This window comes from Polaribacter sp. Q13 (genome assembly GCF_016858305.2).
Taxonomy (GTDB): domain Bacteria; phylum Bacteroidota; class Bacteroidia; order Flavobacteriales; family Flavobacteriaceae; genus Polaribacter.
The window spans coordinates 539677-558951 of sequence record NZ_CP074436.1; the positions used below are offsets into that span (position 1 = coordinate 539677).

The window sequence follows — 19275 nt, forward strand, 5'->3', positions numbered from 1 at the left end:
AAAGCAAATGCAATTCAAGTTTTATTTATTGTTATCAAATAAAACTTGTTTTATGCTCATGCTTGTACGTTCTTTTCCATTAACATGAAAAAGTACAATAAATTCATCATTATTCTTTAAATATTTGTTGTTAAAGTTTGTAATAGAATTAGTGTTTGTGAAAAAGTCAATGGCAGCAGTTCCTCCAAAACCATGATTTGAGAAGAAAAATAAGTTAGTAGTATTGTTGTCTCCTTTTAGTTTAGCAACTAAAACATGTTCGTACCTACTTCCATTAGATTGCAATGTTATAATAGTATCAATTCCTTTTTCAATATCTTTATATTCAATACTTCTATCTTCATTGTAAGATGTATTTTGTCCATCAAAATTTTCAATATTTTTAGAAGTACCACTAGGTTTTAGTTTTACCATTTTTATGTGTTTCGATTTTAAATTCAAAAAATCTACAAAAGCATTGTCTCCTCTCAGTGGGCCTAGATATATAGAGTTTTGTTCCTTTAGTTGTAATAGAGATAGATCGTGGAATTTATGAATATTAAACTCCTTTTTATATTTAAAAAAATGTTTAGACAAATCATTTACAGATAAAGCGCTTAAAAAATTCACATAAATATTACGTCCTGGAGAATAATTTTTCATTAAATCTGGATGCTTTTCTACTTCGTTATAAAAATCTTCGGGCGTGTTTATTTCATAATCTCTGTGCCATCCCATTTTATTAAATAGAGTTGGGCCGTAATAGCCAAAAATATCATACAAATAGAGTGTAGTTTCTTTATCGTTTTTAAAAAAGTCGTTCCAAACGGGATCTTTATAGCTTAATTTGATAAAAAAATAACTTCCAATAATTAATAATGTAAAAGATGTTATAGCAACGAGTGCTTTTTGTTTAATTGAATATTTAGGTTTCGGTTTTTCCTTTCTATAAAAAGAAACGCCATATTGTCCAGTTTTAATTTTAATGGAAATCGGATCATTTATACCATCTTCACTAAAATACTTTTTAAGTTTACTTCGTAAATGATATACGTTCACTCGTACAGTAGCCTCACTTTTTTCAGGTACGTATTTTGAGCCAAAAAGTTCGAAGCCAATGTCAGTGGCATTTAAGTCTTTTTTTTCAATGGAAGACTCTATTAGATACTTCAGTAGAATATTACTTGTAGTCGATTTTGAAAATGCCTTACTATTTAATAATGTTTTTAATACCTGAAGTTTTTCTTCTGTTGAAATCATTTCTAATTATTAGAGTTGTAAAGTAGTTAAAAAGATAAACAATAACAAATATGCTTTATTAGAAGTTGTTTTAACCATTAAAACAACCATTAAAAGAGGTTAAAACTATAAAAATGGTTTTTGTTTTTCTATATTTGAGAGGTAAGGTAACGCTTTGTAAACAAAAGAAAAGGCTTACTTGTCTAAGTTAAATTATAAATAATTAAAATAAAGATAAACGAATAATGAAAAAAAGTATTTTAAGCTTATTAGTGTTTTCTGCACTTACACTAACTGTAAATGCACAAAAAACAATAGATTTATTTAATGGTAAAAACCTAAACGGCTGGAAAGCTTTAAATGGGTTTGCGAAGTATGAAGTTGAAGATAATGCCATTGTTGGAACATCAACAAAAGGATCTCCAAGTACTTATTTGTCCACAGAAAAAGAGTACACCAATTTTATTTTGGAATATGATATTAAAATTGATGCAACCTTAAATGGAGGTGTACAAATAAGAAGTCATTTTGATCCTTCTAAAGGAAATAACTCAGTTTATGGCTTACAGGTAGAAGCGGAAACTTCTCCTAGAGGATGGAGTGGAGGTATTTTTGACCAAAGTAGAAATGGTTGGAGATATACTACAGAATATAATCCAGAAGTTAAAACTGCGTGGGATGTAAAAGGTTGGAATACGGTAAAGGTTATTGCAAGCGGTCATAGAATTGCTACTTGGGTAAATGGTGTAAATATTGCCAATTTAATCGAAGAGAATGTTGAAAAAGGATTTGTAGCATTACAAGTTCATGCTGCTGGAGGAAATAAAATAGGCAAGAAAACGAGATGGAAGAATATTAAAATAACTGAAATTTCTGACAATTATAAATTTAAAACTACAGCACCATTAGCTAGTTATTTGAAAAATGATCTTACTAAAGAAGAAAAAGCTAACGATTGGAAACTACTTTGGGATGGTAAAACAACCAAAGGATGGCGAGGAGCTAAACAAGATAAGTTTCCTGCAAAAGGTTGGGGAATTAAAGACGGTATTTTGTCTGTAAAAGCTTCTGGAGGTGCAGAGTCTGAAAACGGAGGAGATATTGTTACAACCAAGCCTTATAAGAATTTTATTTTAGAATTAGATTTTGAATATACGCCTGGAGCAAATAGTGGAATTAAGTATTTTGTAGATACCAATTTAAATAAAGGAAAAGGTTCTGCAATAGGTTGTGAGTTTCAGATTTTGGATGATAAAAAACATCCTGATGCAAAAAAAGGAACAAATGGTAACAGAACTATAGGTTCTTTATATGATCTAATAACAGCGAATGCACAAGAGTATATTCCGTCTTTGTATACCAAAAAATATGTAAATGGAGGTAGTTGGAACAGAGCACGTATTGTTGTGAAAGATGGTTTAGTACAACATTTTTTAAATGGTTGTAAAGTAGTTGAATACAATAGAAATACACAAATGTGGAAAGCACTAGTAGCATATAGTAAATATAAGGATTGGCCAAATTTTGGTGAAGCTAAAGAAGGCCTTATTCTTTTGCAAGATCATGGTGATCAAGTTCATTACAAGAACATCAAAATTAAAGAACTAAATTAATTTCAAAAAAAATATTTAAAATGTCAACACGTAGAAATTTTATAAAAAATACGGCAATGGGAGTTGCAGGTATTACTTTATTAAGTAGTGCCAAAATGTATGGAAATATATTGGGTGCTAATGATAGCGTTAACATTGCAATTTTAGGTTGTGGTGGTAGAGCTCATAGTTTAGCAAAAGCAATTGGACAAAGTGGTAATAGTAAAGTAACGCATATCTGTGATGTAGATAAAACAAGGTTAGATAAGTTTCAAGGATACGTAACAAAAACGAATGGTAATACGCCTCTTAAAGAGTCCGATTTTAGAGTTTTATTAGAGAATAAAGAGATTGATGCTGTAGCAATTGCAACGCCAGAACATTGGCACGCACCAATGGCAATTATGGCAATGCAAGCAGGTAAACACGTGTATGTAGAAAAACCTTGTAGCCATAATCCACATGAAAATGAGTTATTGATTGCTGCACAAAAAAAATACAATAAAGTTTGTCAAATGGGGAATCAGCAGCGCTCTTCTGTAACTTCAGCATTGGCAATGGAAGATATTAAAAATGGTTTAATAGGTAATGCTTATGCAGGAAAAGCAAATTATAGAAATGCACGTAAATCAATTGGTGTAGGTAAAGAAATAGCTGTTCCTTCTTTCTTAGATTGGGATTTATGGCAAGGACCAGCACCAAGAGAGGCATATAGAGATAATGTTCATCCTTATAACTGGCATTGGTTTAAAGCATGGGGAACAGGAGAAATTCATAATAATGGAACTCATGAAATAGATATTTGTAGATGGGCTTTAGGAGTAGATTATCCGAATAGAGTTGTTTCTGCAGGTGGAAGATTGCATTATAAAGGTGATGATTGGGAGTATTATGATACACAAATGGCAAGTTTTGAATTTGAAGGTGGTAAAATGATTACTTGGGATGGTAGAAGCTGTAATGCCTTAAAACCTTCTGGAGGAAGAAGTGCAACGATTTTTGGAACAGAAGGTTCTATAATTTTAGATCGTAGCAAATATGAATTGTACGATTTAAGTGGTAAGAAAATCAAAACATTAAGAGAAAACAGTTTGGGTACTTCTAACGATACTTCAGATACAAGAGGGTTTGATGGTTTAACTGTAAATCATATGAAGAATTTTGCTAATGGAATTATCAAAGGAGAAAAATTAAATGCTCCTATTGCAGATGGTGCCATTTCTACTCAATTATGTCATTTAGGGAATATTGCCCAAGCGTTAGGAGAAAGTTTAAATGTGGATCCTATGACAGGAAGGGTGAAAGGAAATAAAAAAGCGAAAAAGATGTGGAAAAGAGACTATGAAAAAGGTTGGGAACCTAAATTATAGTTGATAATAATAAAAAGTAAAATGGCTTAACTTTAGGGTTAAGCCATTTTTAGTAAAGAATAGTATTGGTAAAACTAAATTCTAGAAATTATGAAATTCAAAATAATGTATACTGTAGCCACTTTTCTTCTTGTATTAGGGATAATGAGTTGTGAAAGTGAAACAAATACACCTTCGAGTAAAGAAGTGAAAGCTATTTCAAAAAAAGTGGCAGATTGGCAAATTGCTACGTTTGAAGATATGGGAAAGTACCGAGCGCTTCCTGTTGAAAAAGAAAGAAAAAAATGGCATAATAGAGAAAAGCATCACGATTTAGATTGGACATGTGCTGCTTTATATGCCGGTATGTTTGAATGGTCTGAAATTACTGGTGATCCAAAATATTCAAAATGGTTATACAATATTGGTGTAAAAAATAATTGGAAACTTTATAAAAGAATGTTTCATGCTGATGATCATGCTGTTGGACAGAACTATTTGAACATGGGGGAGTTGTTTGGGTATGGGAAAATCTTTAAGCCCATGAAAAAACAGTTGGATGCTATTTTATTAAGTGATAAAAGAGATGATTTTCATTGGCATTGGAGTGATGCCTTGTTTATGGCACCACCCGTTTGGACAAAAATGACAGAAGCTACCGGAGATTATAAGTATTTAGAGTTTATGGACCAACAATACCATAAAACCTATGATGCGTTATGGGACAAAGAGCAGCAGTTATTTTTTAGGGATAAAAGCTTTATTGCTAAAAAAGAGAAAAATGGAGAGAAATTATTTTGGTCTAGAGGAAATGGTTGGGTATTTGGTGGCTTGTCTATTATGATTCCAGATTTTCCTGAAAACTGGGAAGGAAAACAATTTTATGTGGATATTTTTCAACAAATGGCACAAACATTAAAAAAGACACAAAGAAAAGATGGAACTTGGTCTTCTGGTTTGTTAGGTGGTGAAAAAGCGTATCCCGTAAAAGAAATTAGCGGTTCTGCATTTTTTGTTTTCGGTTTAGCTTGGGGAATTAACAATGGCTATTTAAATGCTGAAGAATACACGCCAATCATGCTAAAAGGTTGGGAAGCTTTAACAGAATGTGTAACAGATGATGGTTTGGTAGGTTATATTCAACCAATTGGAGCTGCTCCAGGAAATAGTTTTAAAGAGTATACAGAAGTTTATGGTGTTGGGGCCTTTTTAGCTGCAGGAGCAGAGGTGTATAAATATGCGAAAAACATTGAAGATAAAACACCTAAAATAGCATCCGAAGAAAAAACAATCACTTTTATGAAAGATGGTGGTTGGTGCTGGTATCAAGATCCACGAGCGATTATCAATAACGGCAAATTAGTGATTGGTAGTGTTAGTGGCCAAAGTGGAGATGTAAAAGTAAGTGTGTATGATTTAGATAAAAAAGAAGATAAAGGAACCATTGTTTTAGACAAGAATTTTCAGGTTGATGATCATGATACTCCTGCTTTTTATGCAAGACCAGATGGAAGTATTTTGTCAGTTTGGGCAAAACATGCCAGCGAAAATAAACATTATTACAGTATTTCATCACCAGAAAATTATTTAGAATGGGGAGAAAAACAAACATTTACACATGAGTATGAAGGTAGAGGTGGCGTTACATATATGAATTTGCATTATCTAGAAAATGAGAAAACCTTGTATAATTTCTTTAGAGATGGACCATCATTTAACCCTAGTTATATCACTTCTAAAGATCAAGGGAAAACGTGGGGGAATAGAACGCATTTTATAGCGGATGATGTTGCAGGAAGACAAAGACCTTATGCGCGTTACATTCAAAAAGATAAAAATACCGTTGGAATTTCATTTACAGATGGGCATCCAAGAGCGTATGGTAATAGTTTGTATTATGCAGAGTTTAGAGACGGAACTTTTTACAATGTAGATGGTACAAAAATAAAAGTAGCCAACGAAGAGCCATTAAGAACACCAGAAGCAGAAAAAATATATGTAGGTAGTGAAACTAAAGTAAAACCGAAAGGGTTTGAAAGTGTGCCAAATAGTGCGTGGACTTGTGCTATGGGAAAAGATGCTAATAATAATCCTCATATAGGATATACCTTGTATTTGAATAATGAAGATCATCGATTTAGAATTGCATTATGGAACGGTACAAAATGGATTGATAAAGAAATAGCGTATGCAGGTAAATGTTTGTACACAATGGAAAGTAGTTATACAGGTTTAATGGCTTTTGATCCAGAAGATCCTACAAGAGTTTATATTTCTACGGATGTAAATCCATCAACTGGAGAATATATCAATAATATTCATGAAATTTATACAGCAAAAATTGATGTTAATGATGATATATCAACCATAAAATGGGAAGCAATTACTGCAAATTCTGAATATAGAAATATCAGACCTATGGTGGTTTCTAACGAAGGCAAAAAGGTGCTAATTTGGTTATCTGGTCCTTGGAAATCTTTTGTGAATTACAAACCAGATGTAAAAGGAATTATATTATCAGATAATTAAGCTTCTGGCATAAAGTAAATAAATTCTGAAGAAAAGGTACAAATGGTCTAAATACTTAGTTGTTTTAGACCATTTGTTATGGTATTTATAAGAACAGCATCATTAAGAATAAGAACGAATATTTAGTTTTACTTTATTAATAAAAAGTAGATAAAATGAAGTTTAAATTAGTTGTATTTAGTGCTATTTTAATGGGGGTAGCATTTTCATCAGAAGCACAAATCACCAAAAAACCAAATATTATTGTTGTCTTAGCAGACGATGTTGGTGTTGGAGATATTTCTCATTTCAGAAAATTACATAAAGGGAAAATAGTTTTAGAAACGCCTAATATTGATACTTTGGCAAGTGAAGGAATGTATTTTACCCAAGCACATGCACCTGCTGCCTTGTGTGCAACTTCTAGGTATTCTATAATGACCGGTAATAACAATTATAGAAGTCCAAATCCTTGGGGTGTTTGGTCTGGTTATGCCAAGTCTTCAATTTCTAAAGAGCAATTAACTTTGGGGCGTGTTATGCAAAAAGCAAATTATAAAACTGCTTTTTTCGGTAAATGGCATTTAGGAACCGATTTTGCATCAAAAAGTGATCCTAATAAGGTTTTTCAAATGACAAGAAATAAACTGAGTTTAAATGTTGATATCAGAAAAATTAAAGATTTTGGCCCAAATCAAAATGGATTCGATTACAGTGTAACGTTGCCTTCAGGAATTCAGAATGAACCTTATTCAATCTACGAAAATGATGTGTGGTTACCGTTAAAAAAGAATTCAAAAATAGCATTGATAGATTCTGTTTATATGAAATCTATAGGAACTGTATTAGATAAAAAAGTAGGTTTAGGAGATTCTAATTGGTTGCCAAGTAAAATAGGACCAATTTTAGCGAATAAAGCGGTAAAATATATTACTGATAATGCGAAAAAAGAAAAACCATTTTTCATGTATTATTGCTCGCAAGCAGTACATACACCACATATGGCCGCGGCAGAGTTAAATGGTGTTAAAATTGCAGGTACAACACCTTCTAAACACATAGACATGATTAAGGAATTAGACGTGCAAATAGGTATGATGGTTGCTGCGTTAAAAAAACAAGGTGTTTATGATAATACATTAATTATTTTTACTTCGGATAATGGTGGTTTACATGTAGATGGAGAAACTTGGAATGCAAGACATGAACCAAGTGATATTTACAGAGGAGCAAAAAGTGATCCTTATGAAGGAGGGCATAGAGTTCCGTTTATAGCAGTTTGGCCTAATAAAATCAAGGCAAATCAAGTTTCTGAAATTCCTCTTTTAGGGTCCGATATTTTAGCAACCATTGCTGCTGCGGGTAATTACAAAATGGCAAATACGGAAGCGTTAGATTCTTACAATTTATTACCAATTCTTCAAAATAAAGAGAAAATACACCAACGTAATCACATTATGATTCAAGGTGGAACGGGTAAAGAAGTTATCATTATAGAAGATGGTTGGAAGCTAATTATTCAAATTGATAAAAAGGATAAAACCAATGCTAAAAGAACACCAATTGCTTTGTTTGATTTGAATACTAATGAAACAGAAGATGAACGTTTTAATTTTATCAATCATAAAAAATATCAAAAGAAAATTCAGAAATTATTTAAGAGTTATAACCAAACTAGAGATAGTAAAATTATAACCGGATTACATTAAACTTTACTGTTTCTTTTAATAAACAAACACTTAGCTAAATATTATACTTCACAAAAGAACATCTGTTATATGTATTGGCACATATGAAATATAATAGGATGTTCTTTTTTTGTTACTTGTACTCGAAATATTTAACCAATATTAATATAAAATGAAAAATAAATTTACAATAGTTGCAGGTATGTTTTTGATGCTACTTTCGGTTCAAAAAATAAATGCGCAAGATTTAAACTTTAATGATTCTTGGCTCTTTTACAACGATGTTGCAGAAGGAGCAGAAAAGCCAGGTTTTAAGGATGCTGATTGGAGAAAATTAGATTTGCCTCATGATTGGGCAATTGAAGGTCCTTTTGATAAAAAATACAATGCACGTTCTGGAGGATTACCTTTTCATGGAACAGGTTGGTACCGTAAGCACTTTGTAATGCCAAAAGATGCCAAAGGTAAAAAGGTAAGAATAGATTTTGAAGGGGCTATGTATGATGCTCACGTTTGGGTAAATGGAAAATTTGTAGGAAATCGTCCTTACGGTTATATTGGTTTTGAATTTGATATTAGTGATGCATTAAAATATGATGGTTCAGAAAATGTAATTTCTGTAAGATTAGAACCTCAAGATTTATCTTCTAGATGGTATCCTGGTGCCGGAATTTACCGTTCTGTGTGGTTAAAGATAGACAATCAAGTTCATGTAGAACAATGGGGAGCTTATATTACAACACCAACAGTTTCTGAGAAATTAGGTGTTGTACAAAATGAAACTACTATTGAAAATAATAGTAATACAGATGCAAAAGTTCAAGTTAAACAAGAATATTTTTCGGCAGACGGTAAATTAGCGGCTTCAATTGATGATGAAATTGTGGTAAAAGCAAATTCTAAAGAAGTTTCTGGAACTTGGGTAAATGTGAATAATCCTAAAATATGGGATACTGAAAATCCACATTTATACAAAGCGGTTACTACGGTTTCTCAAAACGGAAAAGTGATAGATACGTATAATTCAACTTTCGGATTTAGATCTATTTCATTTACCACAGAAGGTTTCTTTTTAAACGGAAAAAAAGTAAGATTTAATGGTGTTTGTTTACATCATGATAATGGAGCTTTAGGTTCTGCAGTGTATAGAAGAGCAGATGAAAGAAAGTTACAAATTATGAAAGAGATGGGAGTAAATGCTATCCGTACGAGTCATAATCCTCCTTCAAGAGAGTTTTTAGAGTTATGTGACGAATTAGGTTTGCTAGTTTTAGACGAAGCTTTTGATGTTTGGAAAGAAGCAAAAGTAGAAAATGGGTACAATGTTTTCTTTGAAGAATGGGCAGAACGTGATATTAAAGACATGGTAAAAAGAGATCGTAATCATCCATCTATAATGATGTGGAGTACAGGAAACGAAATCCTTGAGCAACACGATAAAAAGAACGGTTGGAAAATAGCAAAAATGCTTCATGAATATTGTAAAGCAATAGATCCTACACGTCCTACAACTTTAGGGATGAACAATTTTGAAGCGCCTTATAAAATGAATTTTGCTGCACAATCGGATATTGCAGGTGTTAATTACAAGCCTACAAAATATGAGTATCTTCATAAAACATACCCACAATTACCTTTGTATGGTTCAGAAACATCTAGTATTACAAGTAGTAGAGGTGTGTACCATTTACCTATGGAGAAATATGAAACTCATGAGTCTTTACATGTAACTAGTTACGATATTATTGGCCCACCATGGGCATATCCACCAGATATTGAGTTTCATTATCAAGAACAAAACCCTAATATTATGGGAGAGTTTATGTGGACAGGTTTTGATTATTTAGGAGAACCAACACCTTACGGTGGAAAAGACAACTCTACAAATGGGTATTGGAACGGACATTGGCCTTCTCATTCTTCTTATTTTGGAGCGGTAGATTTAGCTGGTTTTCCAAAAGATAGATTCTTTTTATATCAAAGTCATTGGACTACAAAACCAATGATTCATTTATTACCTCATTGGAATTGGAAAGGAATGGAAGGAAAGAATATTCCTGTTTATTGCTATACAAACCTAGATGCCGCAGAACTTTTTGTGAACGGGAAATCTATGGGTAAAAAAGTAAAAGGAAAAGATTTAACAGAAATTATTGTTAAGTTTTCTAGATTTGAAGGGGACTCTTTTAAATCTAAATACCGTTTATCTTGGGATGTTCCTTATGAAGCAGGTAATATTAGAGTAGTAGGTTATAAAGACGGAAAACAAGTTTTAGAAGAGCAAATTAATACTGCTGGTAAACCTTACCAAGTTAAATTATCTGTAGACAGAAGAGAAATACAAGCAGATGGTTCTGATTTAGCGTATGTAACTGTTAGAATAGAAGATAAAAACGGAAACTTATGTCCTGATGCTGATAATTTAGTTACTTTTTCTACAAAAGGAGAAGGAGGATTATTAGCGGTAGACAATGGAAATCAGATTAGTTTAGAATCTTTTCAAGCGCCACAAAGAAAAGCATTTAGTGGTATGTGTTTGGCTATTTTAAAATCATCTAAAAAGTCTGGAAAAATAACGTTAACTGCAAAATCTAGACATTTAAAGTCGAATGAAATTACTGTAAATACAAAATAAATTAAAGTAGATTTTTAATTCATAAAAAATGAATAGAAGAAATTTTTTAATTAAAGGGACTGCAGCTTCAGCCGCTTTAGTAACGGGAACATCAATGTTAGCAAATGTAGGTTGTACATTGATAAAAGACAGAAAAATAAACATTGGTGTTATTGGTACTGGTTCTCGTGGTTCTGGTTTAATTCCTTTTTTAAATGAAATAGAAGGGGTAAATGTTTACGCTTGTTGTGATGTATTACCATCACATTTAAAAAAAGGAATTGCAAGAACAGAAGGCAAAGCAAAAGGTTTTACTGATTATAAAGATTTACTAAATGACACCGCGGTTGATGCCGTAATTATTTCAACACCTTTTAGTACACATTCGCAAATAGCAATGGATGCTGTAGATGCTAAGAAGCATGTGTATTGTGAAAAAACTTTGGCTAAAAGCTATCAAGGAATTTATGACTTAGTTGGCAAAGTTAAAAAATCTAAAACCATATTTCAGACGGGTCATCAATATCATAGCTCAAGATTATATACTCATATAGTAAAGTTGATACAAGAAGGTAAGATTGGTAAAATCAATTCTTTTGATTGTCAGTGGTATCGAAAAGGAGATTGGAGAAGAACAGTGCCAAAACCAAGTTTAGAAAAGGCAATTAATTGGAGAATGTATCGTGAATATTCTGGAGGTTTAGTCGCAGAATTATGTTCTCATCAAATTGATTTTGTAAATTGGGTTTTAGATAGTCAACCAAAACAAGTTATGGGGTTTGGTGGAATAGATTATTGGAAAGATGGTAGAGAAACCTTTGATAATGTGCATTTAATGTTTAATTATGCTAATGGTGCAAAAGCTAAATTTTCTTCAATAACAACACCTAATACAAATTCTGGTGGTTATCAAATTAAAGTTTTAGGAGATAAAGGAAGCATTGTAATTGGTACAGATAAAGCTTGGCTCTTATCAGATAAAAAAACAAAGAAAGTAGAAAAAGAAGATGTAGATGGGGTTTCTGGAGCTACACCACAAGCAGGTTATTCTTATAAAGGGGAACCTATAGAAGTAGGTCATAAAAACCCAAGTAAACAAGCTTTACTAGATTTTAGAGATAGTATTTTAAATAATACACAACCAAAATCAGATTTATATACAGGTGCAAAAACAGCTGTTTGTGTACAAATGGCTTTAGATGCTATGTATGATAACAAAATTGTTAATTGGGATAATAAAAATACTTTTTCTTGAAAAAAAAATATTTAGAATTGGTTCAATAAATATTGCACTAGGTTGGGTAGATATATATCCAAGAAGTTTATGAAAGAAAAGGAAAAAGCATAGAGAGTTTAAATTAAAATTTATTAAAAACAAATAAATATCATGAATAAATTATTTTTAAAGAAAGTGTTTATACTCGTTTTCTTTGCAAATATTGCAACGAGTATTTTTGCACAACAAAAACCAAACATTGTTTTTGTTTTAACGGATGATCAATCTTATGGTTTAATGGGGTGTACAGGAAATGAATTTGTACAAACACCAAACATAGATAAACTAGCCGATGAAGGCGTTATGTTTACAAATGCACACATTACAAGTGCAATTTGTACACCTAGTAGAATTTGTATTTTATTAGGTCAGTATGAAAGAAAACATGGTGTAAACTTTAATTCAGGAACATCTGTTTCTGACGAGGCTTGGGAAAAATCGTATCCAATGGTAATGCGTAAAGCAGGTTATTATACCGGTTGGGTTGGTAAAAACCATGCTCCAGTTGGTAAAGGTGGTTATGAAAGTGGCGTAATGGAAAAAAGTTTTGATTACTGGTATGCGGCTCACGGACACTTAGGTTTTTATCCAAAGGATCGTCATAAAATATTTAATGATGCTATTGCCTTTACACAACCGGAAATTATAAATGAAGGTGTAGATGATTTTTTAGACCCAAATGCAAGAAAATTAAAGGGAGCTATAAAATTTTTAGAAACAAGACCAAAAGACAAGCCTTTTTTATTGTCTATAAACTTTAATTTACCACATAGTGCAAGTACCAAAACTATGAAATTAAAGAAAGATGATGATGAGATTTACAAATCTTTATATCGTGATATTAAACTTCCTTTACCAGACAATTACATCGCTAAAAAAGACATTAAAACCCCAAAACTTCCTGCAGATTTATTAAGAGCAGAAGACCGCCAAGAGGGATACAATTATTCTGATAATCCAAAAGATTTTAGAGAGAGATATACCAGACAATTACAAGCAATGACTGGTATTGATAGGTTGGTAGGTAATTTACGTGCCAAGTTAAAAGTACTAAACTTAGATAAGAATACCATCATAATTTTTACCTCAGATCATGGTTTGTTTATGGGAGAACAAGGTTTAGGAGGAAAAGCATTGTGTTATGAAAAAACTACGCATGTGCCAATGATTATTATGGATCCTTCTTTCAAAAGAAAAAATAGAGGTAGAAAAAGTGATGCTCTAGTGCAATCTATTGATCTAGCACCAACAATGCTTACTATGGGAAGTATAGCAATTCCGTCGGAAATGCAAGGAAAAGATATTTCAAATTTATTAGTAGATAAATCAGCTAAGGAGGTTAGAGACTATGTGTATACAGAAAACTTATGGTCTACACAATTTGGAAACCCTGTATGTGAAGCCGTACAAGATAAAGAGTGGAAATACATTCGTTATTATAGAAATAAAAATTTTTCTGCCACTAAAAAAATAAAAGTAGCAAAGGAATTAGGGATACCGGTAAACAAAATGTTGTATGCAGTTCATGATCCTGATATTGCTTTTTATAGAGATTTATCTGATGCTTCTTGGCAAGGTGAAAAACCTGTTTATGAAGAATTATACAATTTAAAAAAGGATCCTGCAGAGTTACACAATTTAGTAAAGAATGGAGAGTACAATGCTAAGTTAGATGCCTTGAGAAAAGTTTGGAAGAAAGAAATTTTAAATGCTCGTGGTACAGGAAAACCAAAAGTGTATAGATATACTAATGATAGCGATCCAACAGGTGGTCATTAATTAGAATTATAATGAAAAATATCTTTTTATTAGTATTGTTAAGTATTCAAACCGCTGTTTTTGCTACAGATTTTAATGTTATAAAATTTGGAGCAAAAGCAGATGGTATCACTAAAGACACAAAAGCGGTGCAAGCTGCCATTGATGCTTGTACAAAAAACGGAGGAGGAAAAGTAATTATTCCTGCTGGTAAAACGGTGTTAGTAGGAACTATTTATTTAAAAGATTTTGTGACGTTGCATATAGAAAATGGCGCAACTTTATTGGGGAGTCCAGATTATGCAGACTATACAACCGATACACATTATAATACCTACAAAAATGAACCTCATATGAATAGATGTATGATTTTTGCTCGCAATGCAAAATCATTTGCTATTGAAGGTTATGGTACAATCGATGGAAATGGTTCTCCAAAAATATTTACTAAAAAAAGTGGAGGTAGACCCATGTTATTACGTTTTTACAAGTGTAATGATATCCGAGTTAACAATATTACATTAAAAGATCCTGCGGCTTGGACTTCGGCCTGGTTATATTGTAATGAAATTGTTGTTGATGGTATTAAAATTATTAGTACAGTAAATAGAAATGGAGACGGATTAGATTTTGATGGATGTACAAACGTAAGAGTTAGTAATTCTTCTTTTGATAATAGTGATGATTCTATTTGTTTACAGGCTTCAAACGCAGCTTATCCTTGTAAAAATATAACCGTTACAAATTGTGTTTTTACCACAAAATGGGGTGGAATGAGAATAGGATTGGCTTCTAGAGGAGATTTTGAGTCGGTTACAGTTTCTAATTGTACTTTTTTTGATATTCTAGATTCGGGCTTAAAAATTCAGATGAATGAAGGTGGAGAAATGAAAAATATGACCTTCTCTAATTTGGTCATGAAAAATGTGCCAAGACCTGTTTTTATGACCTTTTGCCAACAAAGAGCCGGAGTTGATATGCCAGAAGAAATGTTTCCTATGAAAGCAATGCATGGTTTTATTTTTAGTGATATTATTGTTGATAATAGCGAATTGGATAAAAACTCTGCGTTCTTTTTAACAGGTATGCCTAATCATGATATTCAAGATATTCAGCTTAATAATATACAGATGACCGTTTCTGGAGGTGGAACCAAAGAAGATTCAAAAAAGACAATTAAAGAATATACTTTAGAAACATTGGGCAATTGGTGGCCAGAATTTAGTAAAGTTGGTACTTTACCTGCGAGTGGTATTTATGCTAGACATATAGATGGACTCACAGTAAATAATTTTCATGTCAATACAATTTCGAAAGACGAAAGACCAACTATTGTTTTTGATGATGTAAAAAATGGAGATTTTATAAACGCATATTCAAACAGAAAAAAACTATCTAAAAATCAATTTGTAAAAAAATAACTCCATGAAGAATATTCTAACAGGAATAATGATTTTGGCTTGCACGTTTAATTTAATTGCGCAAAACAAAAAGAATACAAAGCCAAATGTATTGGTAATTTATACCGATGACCATAGATACTCTGGGATACACGCTTTAGGCGGAATGCCAGTAAAAACGCCCAATATAGACAAGCTTGCTGCAGACGGAGTTGTGTTTACAAATACCTTTTTAATGGGCTCTTTTTCCGGCGCAACTTGTATGCCAAGTAGAGCTATGTTGCAAACAGGAAAACAATTGTTTAATTTAGATGGCTTAGGAAGAAACGTTCCTACAACAGATACCACAATGGGAGAAGCTTTTAAAAAAGCGGGTTATAAAACACATATTGTTGGTAAATGGCATCAGGATAATGAATCATTAAATCGTTCTTTTGATTCAGGTGATAAAATTATGGGTCGAAGTGCATATTTAACAGATCATTATAGAATGCCTTTTTGGGATTTTGATAAGAAAAGTAACTATACAAGAAAGGAAGCTTATTTATTGCAGTTTGATAAAAATGGAAAAAGATTTAGAAGACCTTTAACTAAACAGGATAAAAGTGGCCCTATTGGTACTGAAGAATTGGCTCCTCATACTTCAGAAGTTTTTGCAGAATGTGCCTCAGAGTATATAAAAAAGAATGCAAAAGGAGATCCGTTTTTTATGTATTTAGCTTTTCATGCTCCGCATGATCCAAGGCAAGCTCCTAAAAAATATTTAGATATGTACGATCCAAAGGATATTCAATTGCCACCTTCTTATATGGCACAACATCCTTTTGATAATGGAGATATGACTTTAAGAGATGAAGCACTTGCTCCTTGGCCAAGAACTCCAGAAGTTGCTCGTAAACAATTGGCAGCATATTATGCGATAATTACACATTTAGATGCGCAAATAGGCAAAGTTATTCAGACTTTAAAAGAAAGTGGTGCTTATGAAAATACTATTATTTTGTTAGCCGGTGATAGTGGATTGGCTGTAGGAAATCATGGTTTAATAGGTAAACAAAATTTATATGATGAAGATGGAATTCATGTACCATTTATCATTTCAGGAAATTTAATTAAGGATAAAGGAAGAAGAATTGATGCTTTAAGTTATATTCATGATATTTTTCCAACAGTTTGTGATATTGCAGGCATAGAAAAACCAACATCTATTGATGGAAAAAGTCTATTACCTGTAATTAAAAATAAAACTACACAAGTAAGAAATTCAACATATCACGCATATAAACAATTTCAAAGAGCCTATAGAAAAGGTGATTATAAGTTAATTGAATATGTAAGAGCGAAAGCGTATCATAAGAAAAAAGGTGAATTTACCGCGGGTTCTAAAGTGACACAATTATTTAATATTAAAAAAGATATTTGGGAAACTACAGATTTATCTTTTCAACCAGAATACAACGATATTCTAACCCAGATGAGAACAGAAATGAAAGCAAAAGGGCAGGAGTTAGGAGATGTAAAAGTTGAGAATGTACCTGGAAGGGAATTCCATTTTTGGGATTTCTATTAAAAGTAATCAGAATATAAAAAACAGAATTAACTTGAAGTATTTATAAATCAGGTTTTTATATTATAGTGAATGTTTAAAAAAAAAGTAGTTGTAATAGTTTTCTTGGTAATTCTTGCTTCATGTCAATCAGACAAAGAAAATAAGACTTTTAAAAATGACAAAATAGAAGTACTTATAAAAAAAATGACCTTAGAAGAGAAGGTGGGGCAAATGACCCAACTTACTTTAAAAAAGTTTTATAAAAAGGGAAAATTAAACAAAGATTTATTAATTAAATATACACAAACAACCCCTATTGGTTCAGTTTTAAATACACCTGGAAGACCTTTGTCTATTTCTGAATGGCATGAATTGATATCAGAGATTCAGGACAATTGTTTGGCAAGTAGAATGAAAATTCCAATGTTGTATGGTATTGATGCAATTCATGGAGCTACATATACCAAGGATGCCGTTTTATTTCCTCATAATATAGGACTGGCTGCAACGCGGAATGTAGAATTGGTAAAAAAGACTGCTGAAATAACAGCAAAAGAAGTACGTGCAAGTGGAATTCGTTGGAATTTTGATCCTGTTTTAGGAGTTGGAAGACAACCTCTTTGGTCTCGGTTTGAAGAAACTTTTGGAGAAGATGTATTGTTGGTAACAGAATTTGGTTCTGGAGCAATCAAAGGGTACGAAGGAGATGATTTAAAATCAATTAATAATGTTTCTTCATGTATGAAACATTTTATTGGTTATAGCGTACCTCAATCTGGTAAGGATAGAACACCTGCTTATATTACCGCACAACAATTAGAGGAGGTTTTTATGCCTTCATTTAAGAAAGCAGTAGCATCAGGTGCTTCTACCGTTATGATTAACTCTGGTTCATTAAACGGAATACCAGTTCATATCAACAAAGAATTAATTACAGATTTATTAAAAAATAAATGGGGTTTTAAAGGATTGGTGGTTACAGATTGGGAGGATATTTTGTATTTGTATAAAGAGCATCATGTTGCTAAAAACAATAAAGAAGCTGTTAAAATGGCTATAAATGCAGGAATTGATATGAGTATGGTTCCTATGAATATGACGTTTTACGACGATTTGATTGCATTGGTAAATCAAGGAGAAGTCTCCATGGAAAGAATTGATGATGCAGTGAGAAGAATCTTAAAAGTAAAAATGGATTTAGGTCTTTTTGACAATCCGTATCCAGAAAAAGAAGCAATTAAGAATTTTGGAAAGAAAGAATACAGAGATATAGCTTTGCAAGCTGCTAGAGAAAGTATGACACTTTTGAAAAATGATAGTTTACAAAACAAGGCCGTTTTACCCTTAAAAAAGAATAGCAAGGTTTTAATTTCTGGTCCTGCTGCAAATTCTTTAGCATCTTTACATGGCAGTTGGTCTTATTCTTGGCAAGGAGATAAAGAGGCTTTATTTCCTGAATCTACTTTAACAATAAAGGAGGCTATTCAGAATAAAATAGGGGCATCGAATGTATCATGCATTTCTTCCAGTAAATTTGAAAAAGTTACAAAGAAAGAATTAAAACTGCTAAGACAGAAAGCAAAGAATGTAGATTTTATAGTTTTGTGTTTGGGAGAAAATAGTTATGCAGAAACGCCTGGAAATATAGATGATTTAACATTATCTAGAGATCAAATAGAATTGGCAAAAGTGGCTATTGAAACGAATAAACCAATTGTTTTAGTGCTTACTGAAGGAAGGCCAAGGATTATTAGCGAGATTGTTTCGGGAATAGATGCTGTTTTATTGGCTTATAGACCATCAAGTCAAGGGGCAAATGCAATTGCAGATATTTTATTTGGAGATTACAATCCTAATGGAGTGTTACCATTTAGTTACCCGAAACATACAGGTAATTTATTAACTTATGATGCACCAATTAGAAATACAGAAACTTTTAACCCACAGTGGGAATTTGGTTATGGATTAAGTTATACCAATTTTAAATCTTCAAACTTAAAATTAAGTACAAAAACTTTAAAAGGTGATGAAAAATTAAAAGTTACCATTGAAGTAATGAATGAAGGAGATTTTGATGGAGAGCTTGCAGTTGACTTATTTGTAAGAGATAAAGTGGCTTCAGTAATTCCTCCTATGAAGAAACTAAGAAAATTTAAGAAAGTTTTTTTGAAAAAAGGAGAGTTGAAATTAGTGGAGTTTGAATTAACCAAAAATGATTTATCTTTTGTAAATTCAGATTTAGAAAGAGTTACAGAAAATGGTAGTTTTGTAATTGAAATATTAGGAGAGAAAGTAAGTTTTGAATATTTAAATAATTGATCAT

11 protein-coding genes are annotated in these 19275 nt (G+C 32.1%); 10 read left to right on the forward strand and 1 reads right to left on the reverse strand.

The features are described 5' to 3' along the window. Positions 1-21: 21 nt before the first annotated feature. The gene (locus JOP69_RS02080; RefSeq protein ID WP_203393093.1) at positions 22-1239 is read right to left on the reverse strand and encodes a hypothetical protein; all 1218 of its coding nucleotides are present in this window, start codon (positions 1237-1239) and stop codon (positions 22-24) included. 224 nt (positions 1240-1463) lie between these two features. Between JOP69_RS02080 and JOP69_RS02085 the strand changes: the two genes are divergently transcribed. The 10 genes from JOP69_RS02085 to JOP69_RS02130 all read left to right on the forward strand — a co-directional run bounded on the left by JOP69_RS02085 (position 1464) and on the right by JOP69_RS02130 (position 19271). Further along, positions 1464-2831: a DUF1080 domain-containing protein gene (locus JOP69_RS02085; protein ID WP_203393092.1), complete on the forward strand. Its 1368-nt coding sequence runs from the start codon at positions 1464-1466 to the stop codon at positions 2829-2831. A 20-nt stretch (positions 2832-2851) separates the two neighbouring features. Then, positions 2852-4180 carry a Gfo/Idh/MocA family protein gene (locus JOP69_RS02090; protein ID WP_203393091.1) on the forward strand — a complete coding sequence of 443 codons (1329 nt, stop codon included), beginning with the start codon at positions 2852-2854 and terminating at the stop codon, positions 4178-4180. 90 nt (positions 4181-4270) lie between these two features. Next, positions 4271-6688: a glycoside hydrolase family 88 protein gene (locus JOP69_RS02095; protein WP_203393090.1), complete on the forward strand. Its 2418-nt coding sequence runs from the start codon at positions 4271-4273 to the stop codon at positions 6686-6688. Between the two features lie 155 nt (positions 6689-6843). Further along, the gene (locus tag JOP69_RS02100; protein WP_203393089.1) at positions 6844-8376 is read left to right on the forward strand and encodes an arylsulfatase; all 1533 of its coding nucleotides are present in this window, start codon (positions 6844-6846) and stop codon (positions 8374-8376) included. 151 nt (positions 8377-8527) lie between these two features. Next, positions 8528-10990, forward strand: coding sequence for a beta-galactosidase GalB (galB, locus tag JOP69_RS02105; protein WP_252191168.1), 2463 nt, complete (start codon positions 8528-8530; stop codon positions 10988-10990). Positions 10991-11018: 28 nt separating this feature from the next. Beyond that, positions 11019-12224 carry a Gfo/Idh/MocA family protein gene (locus tag JOP69_RS02110; RefSeq protein WP_203393088.1) on the forward strand — a complete coding sequence of 402 codons (1206 nt, stop codon included), beginning with the start codon at positions 11019-11021 and terminating at the stop codon, positions 12222-12224. A 132-nt stretch (positions 12225-12356) separates the two neighbouring features. Further along, positions 12357-14024, forward strand: coding sequence for a sulfatase-like hydrolase/transferase (locus tag JOP69_RS02115; RefSeq protein WP_203393087.1), 1668 nt, complete (start codon positions 12357-12359; stop codon positions 14022-14024). An 11-nt stretch (positions 14025-14035) separates the two neighbouring features. Beyond that, a complete protein-coding gene (locus JOP69_RS02120; protein WP_203393086.1) occupies positions 14036-15424 on the forward strand; it encodes a glycoside hydrolase family 28 protein in 1389 nt (462 codons plus the stop codon). A gap of 4 nt (positions 15425-15428) precedes the next feature. Then, a complete protein-coding gene (locus JOP69_RS02125; protein ID WP_203393085.1) occupies positions 15429-16973 on the forward strand; it encodes a sulfatase-like hydrolase/transferase in 1545 nt (514 codons plus the stop codon). A gap of 69 nt (positions 16974-17042) precedes the next feature. Then, complete coding sequence (locus JOP69_RS02130; protein ID WP_203393084.1) at positions 17043-19271, forward strand: glycoside hydrolase family 3 N-terminal domain-containing protein; 2229 nt, start codon at positions 17043-17045, stop codon at positions 19269-19271. Positions 19272-19275: the final 4 nt, after the last annotated feature.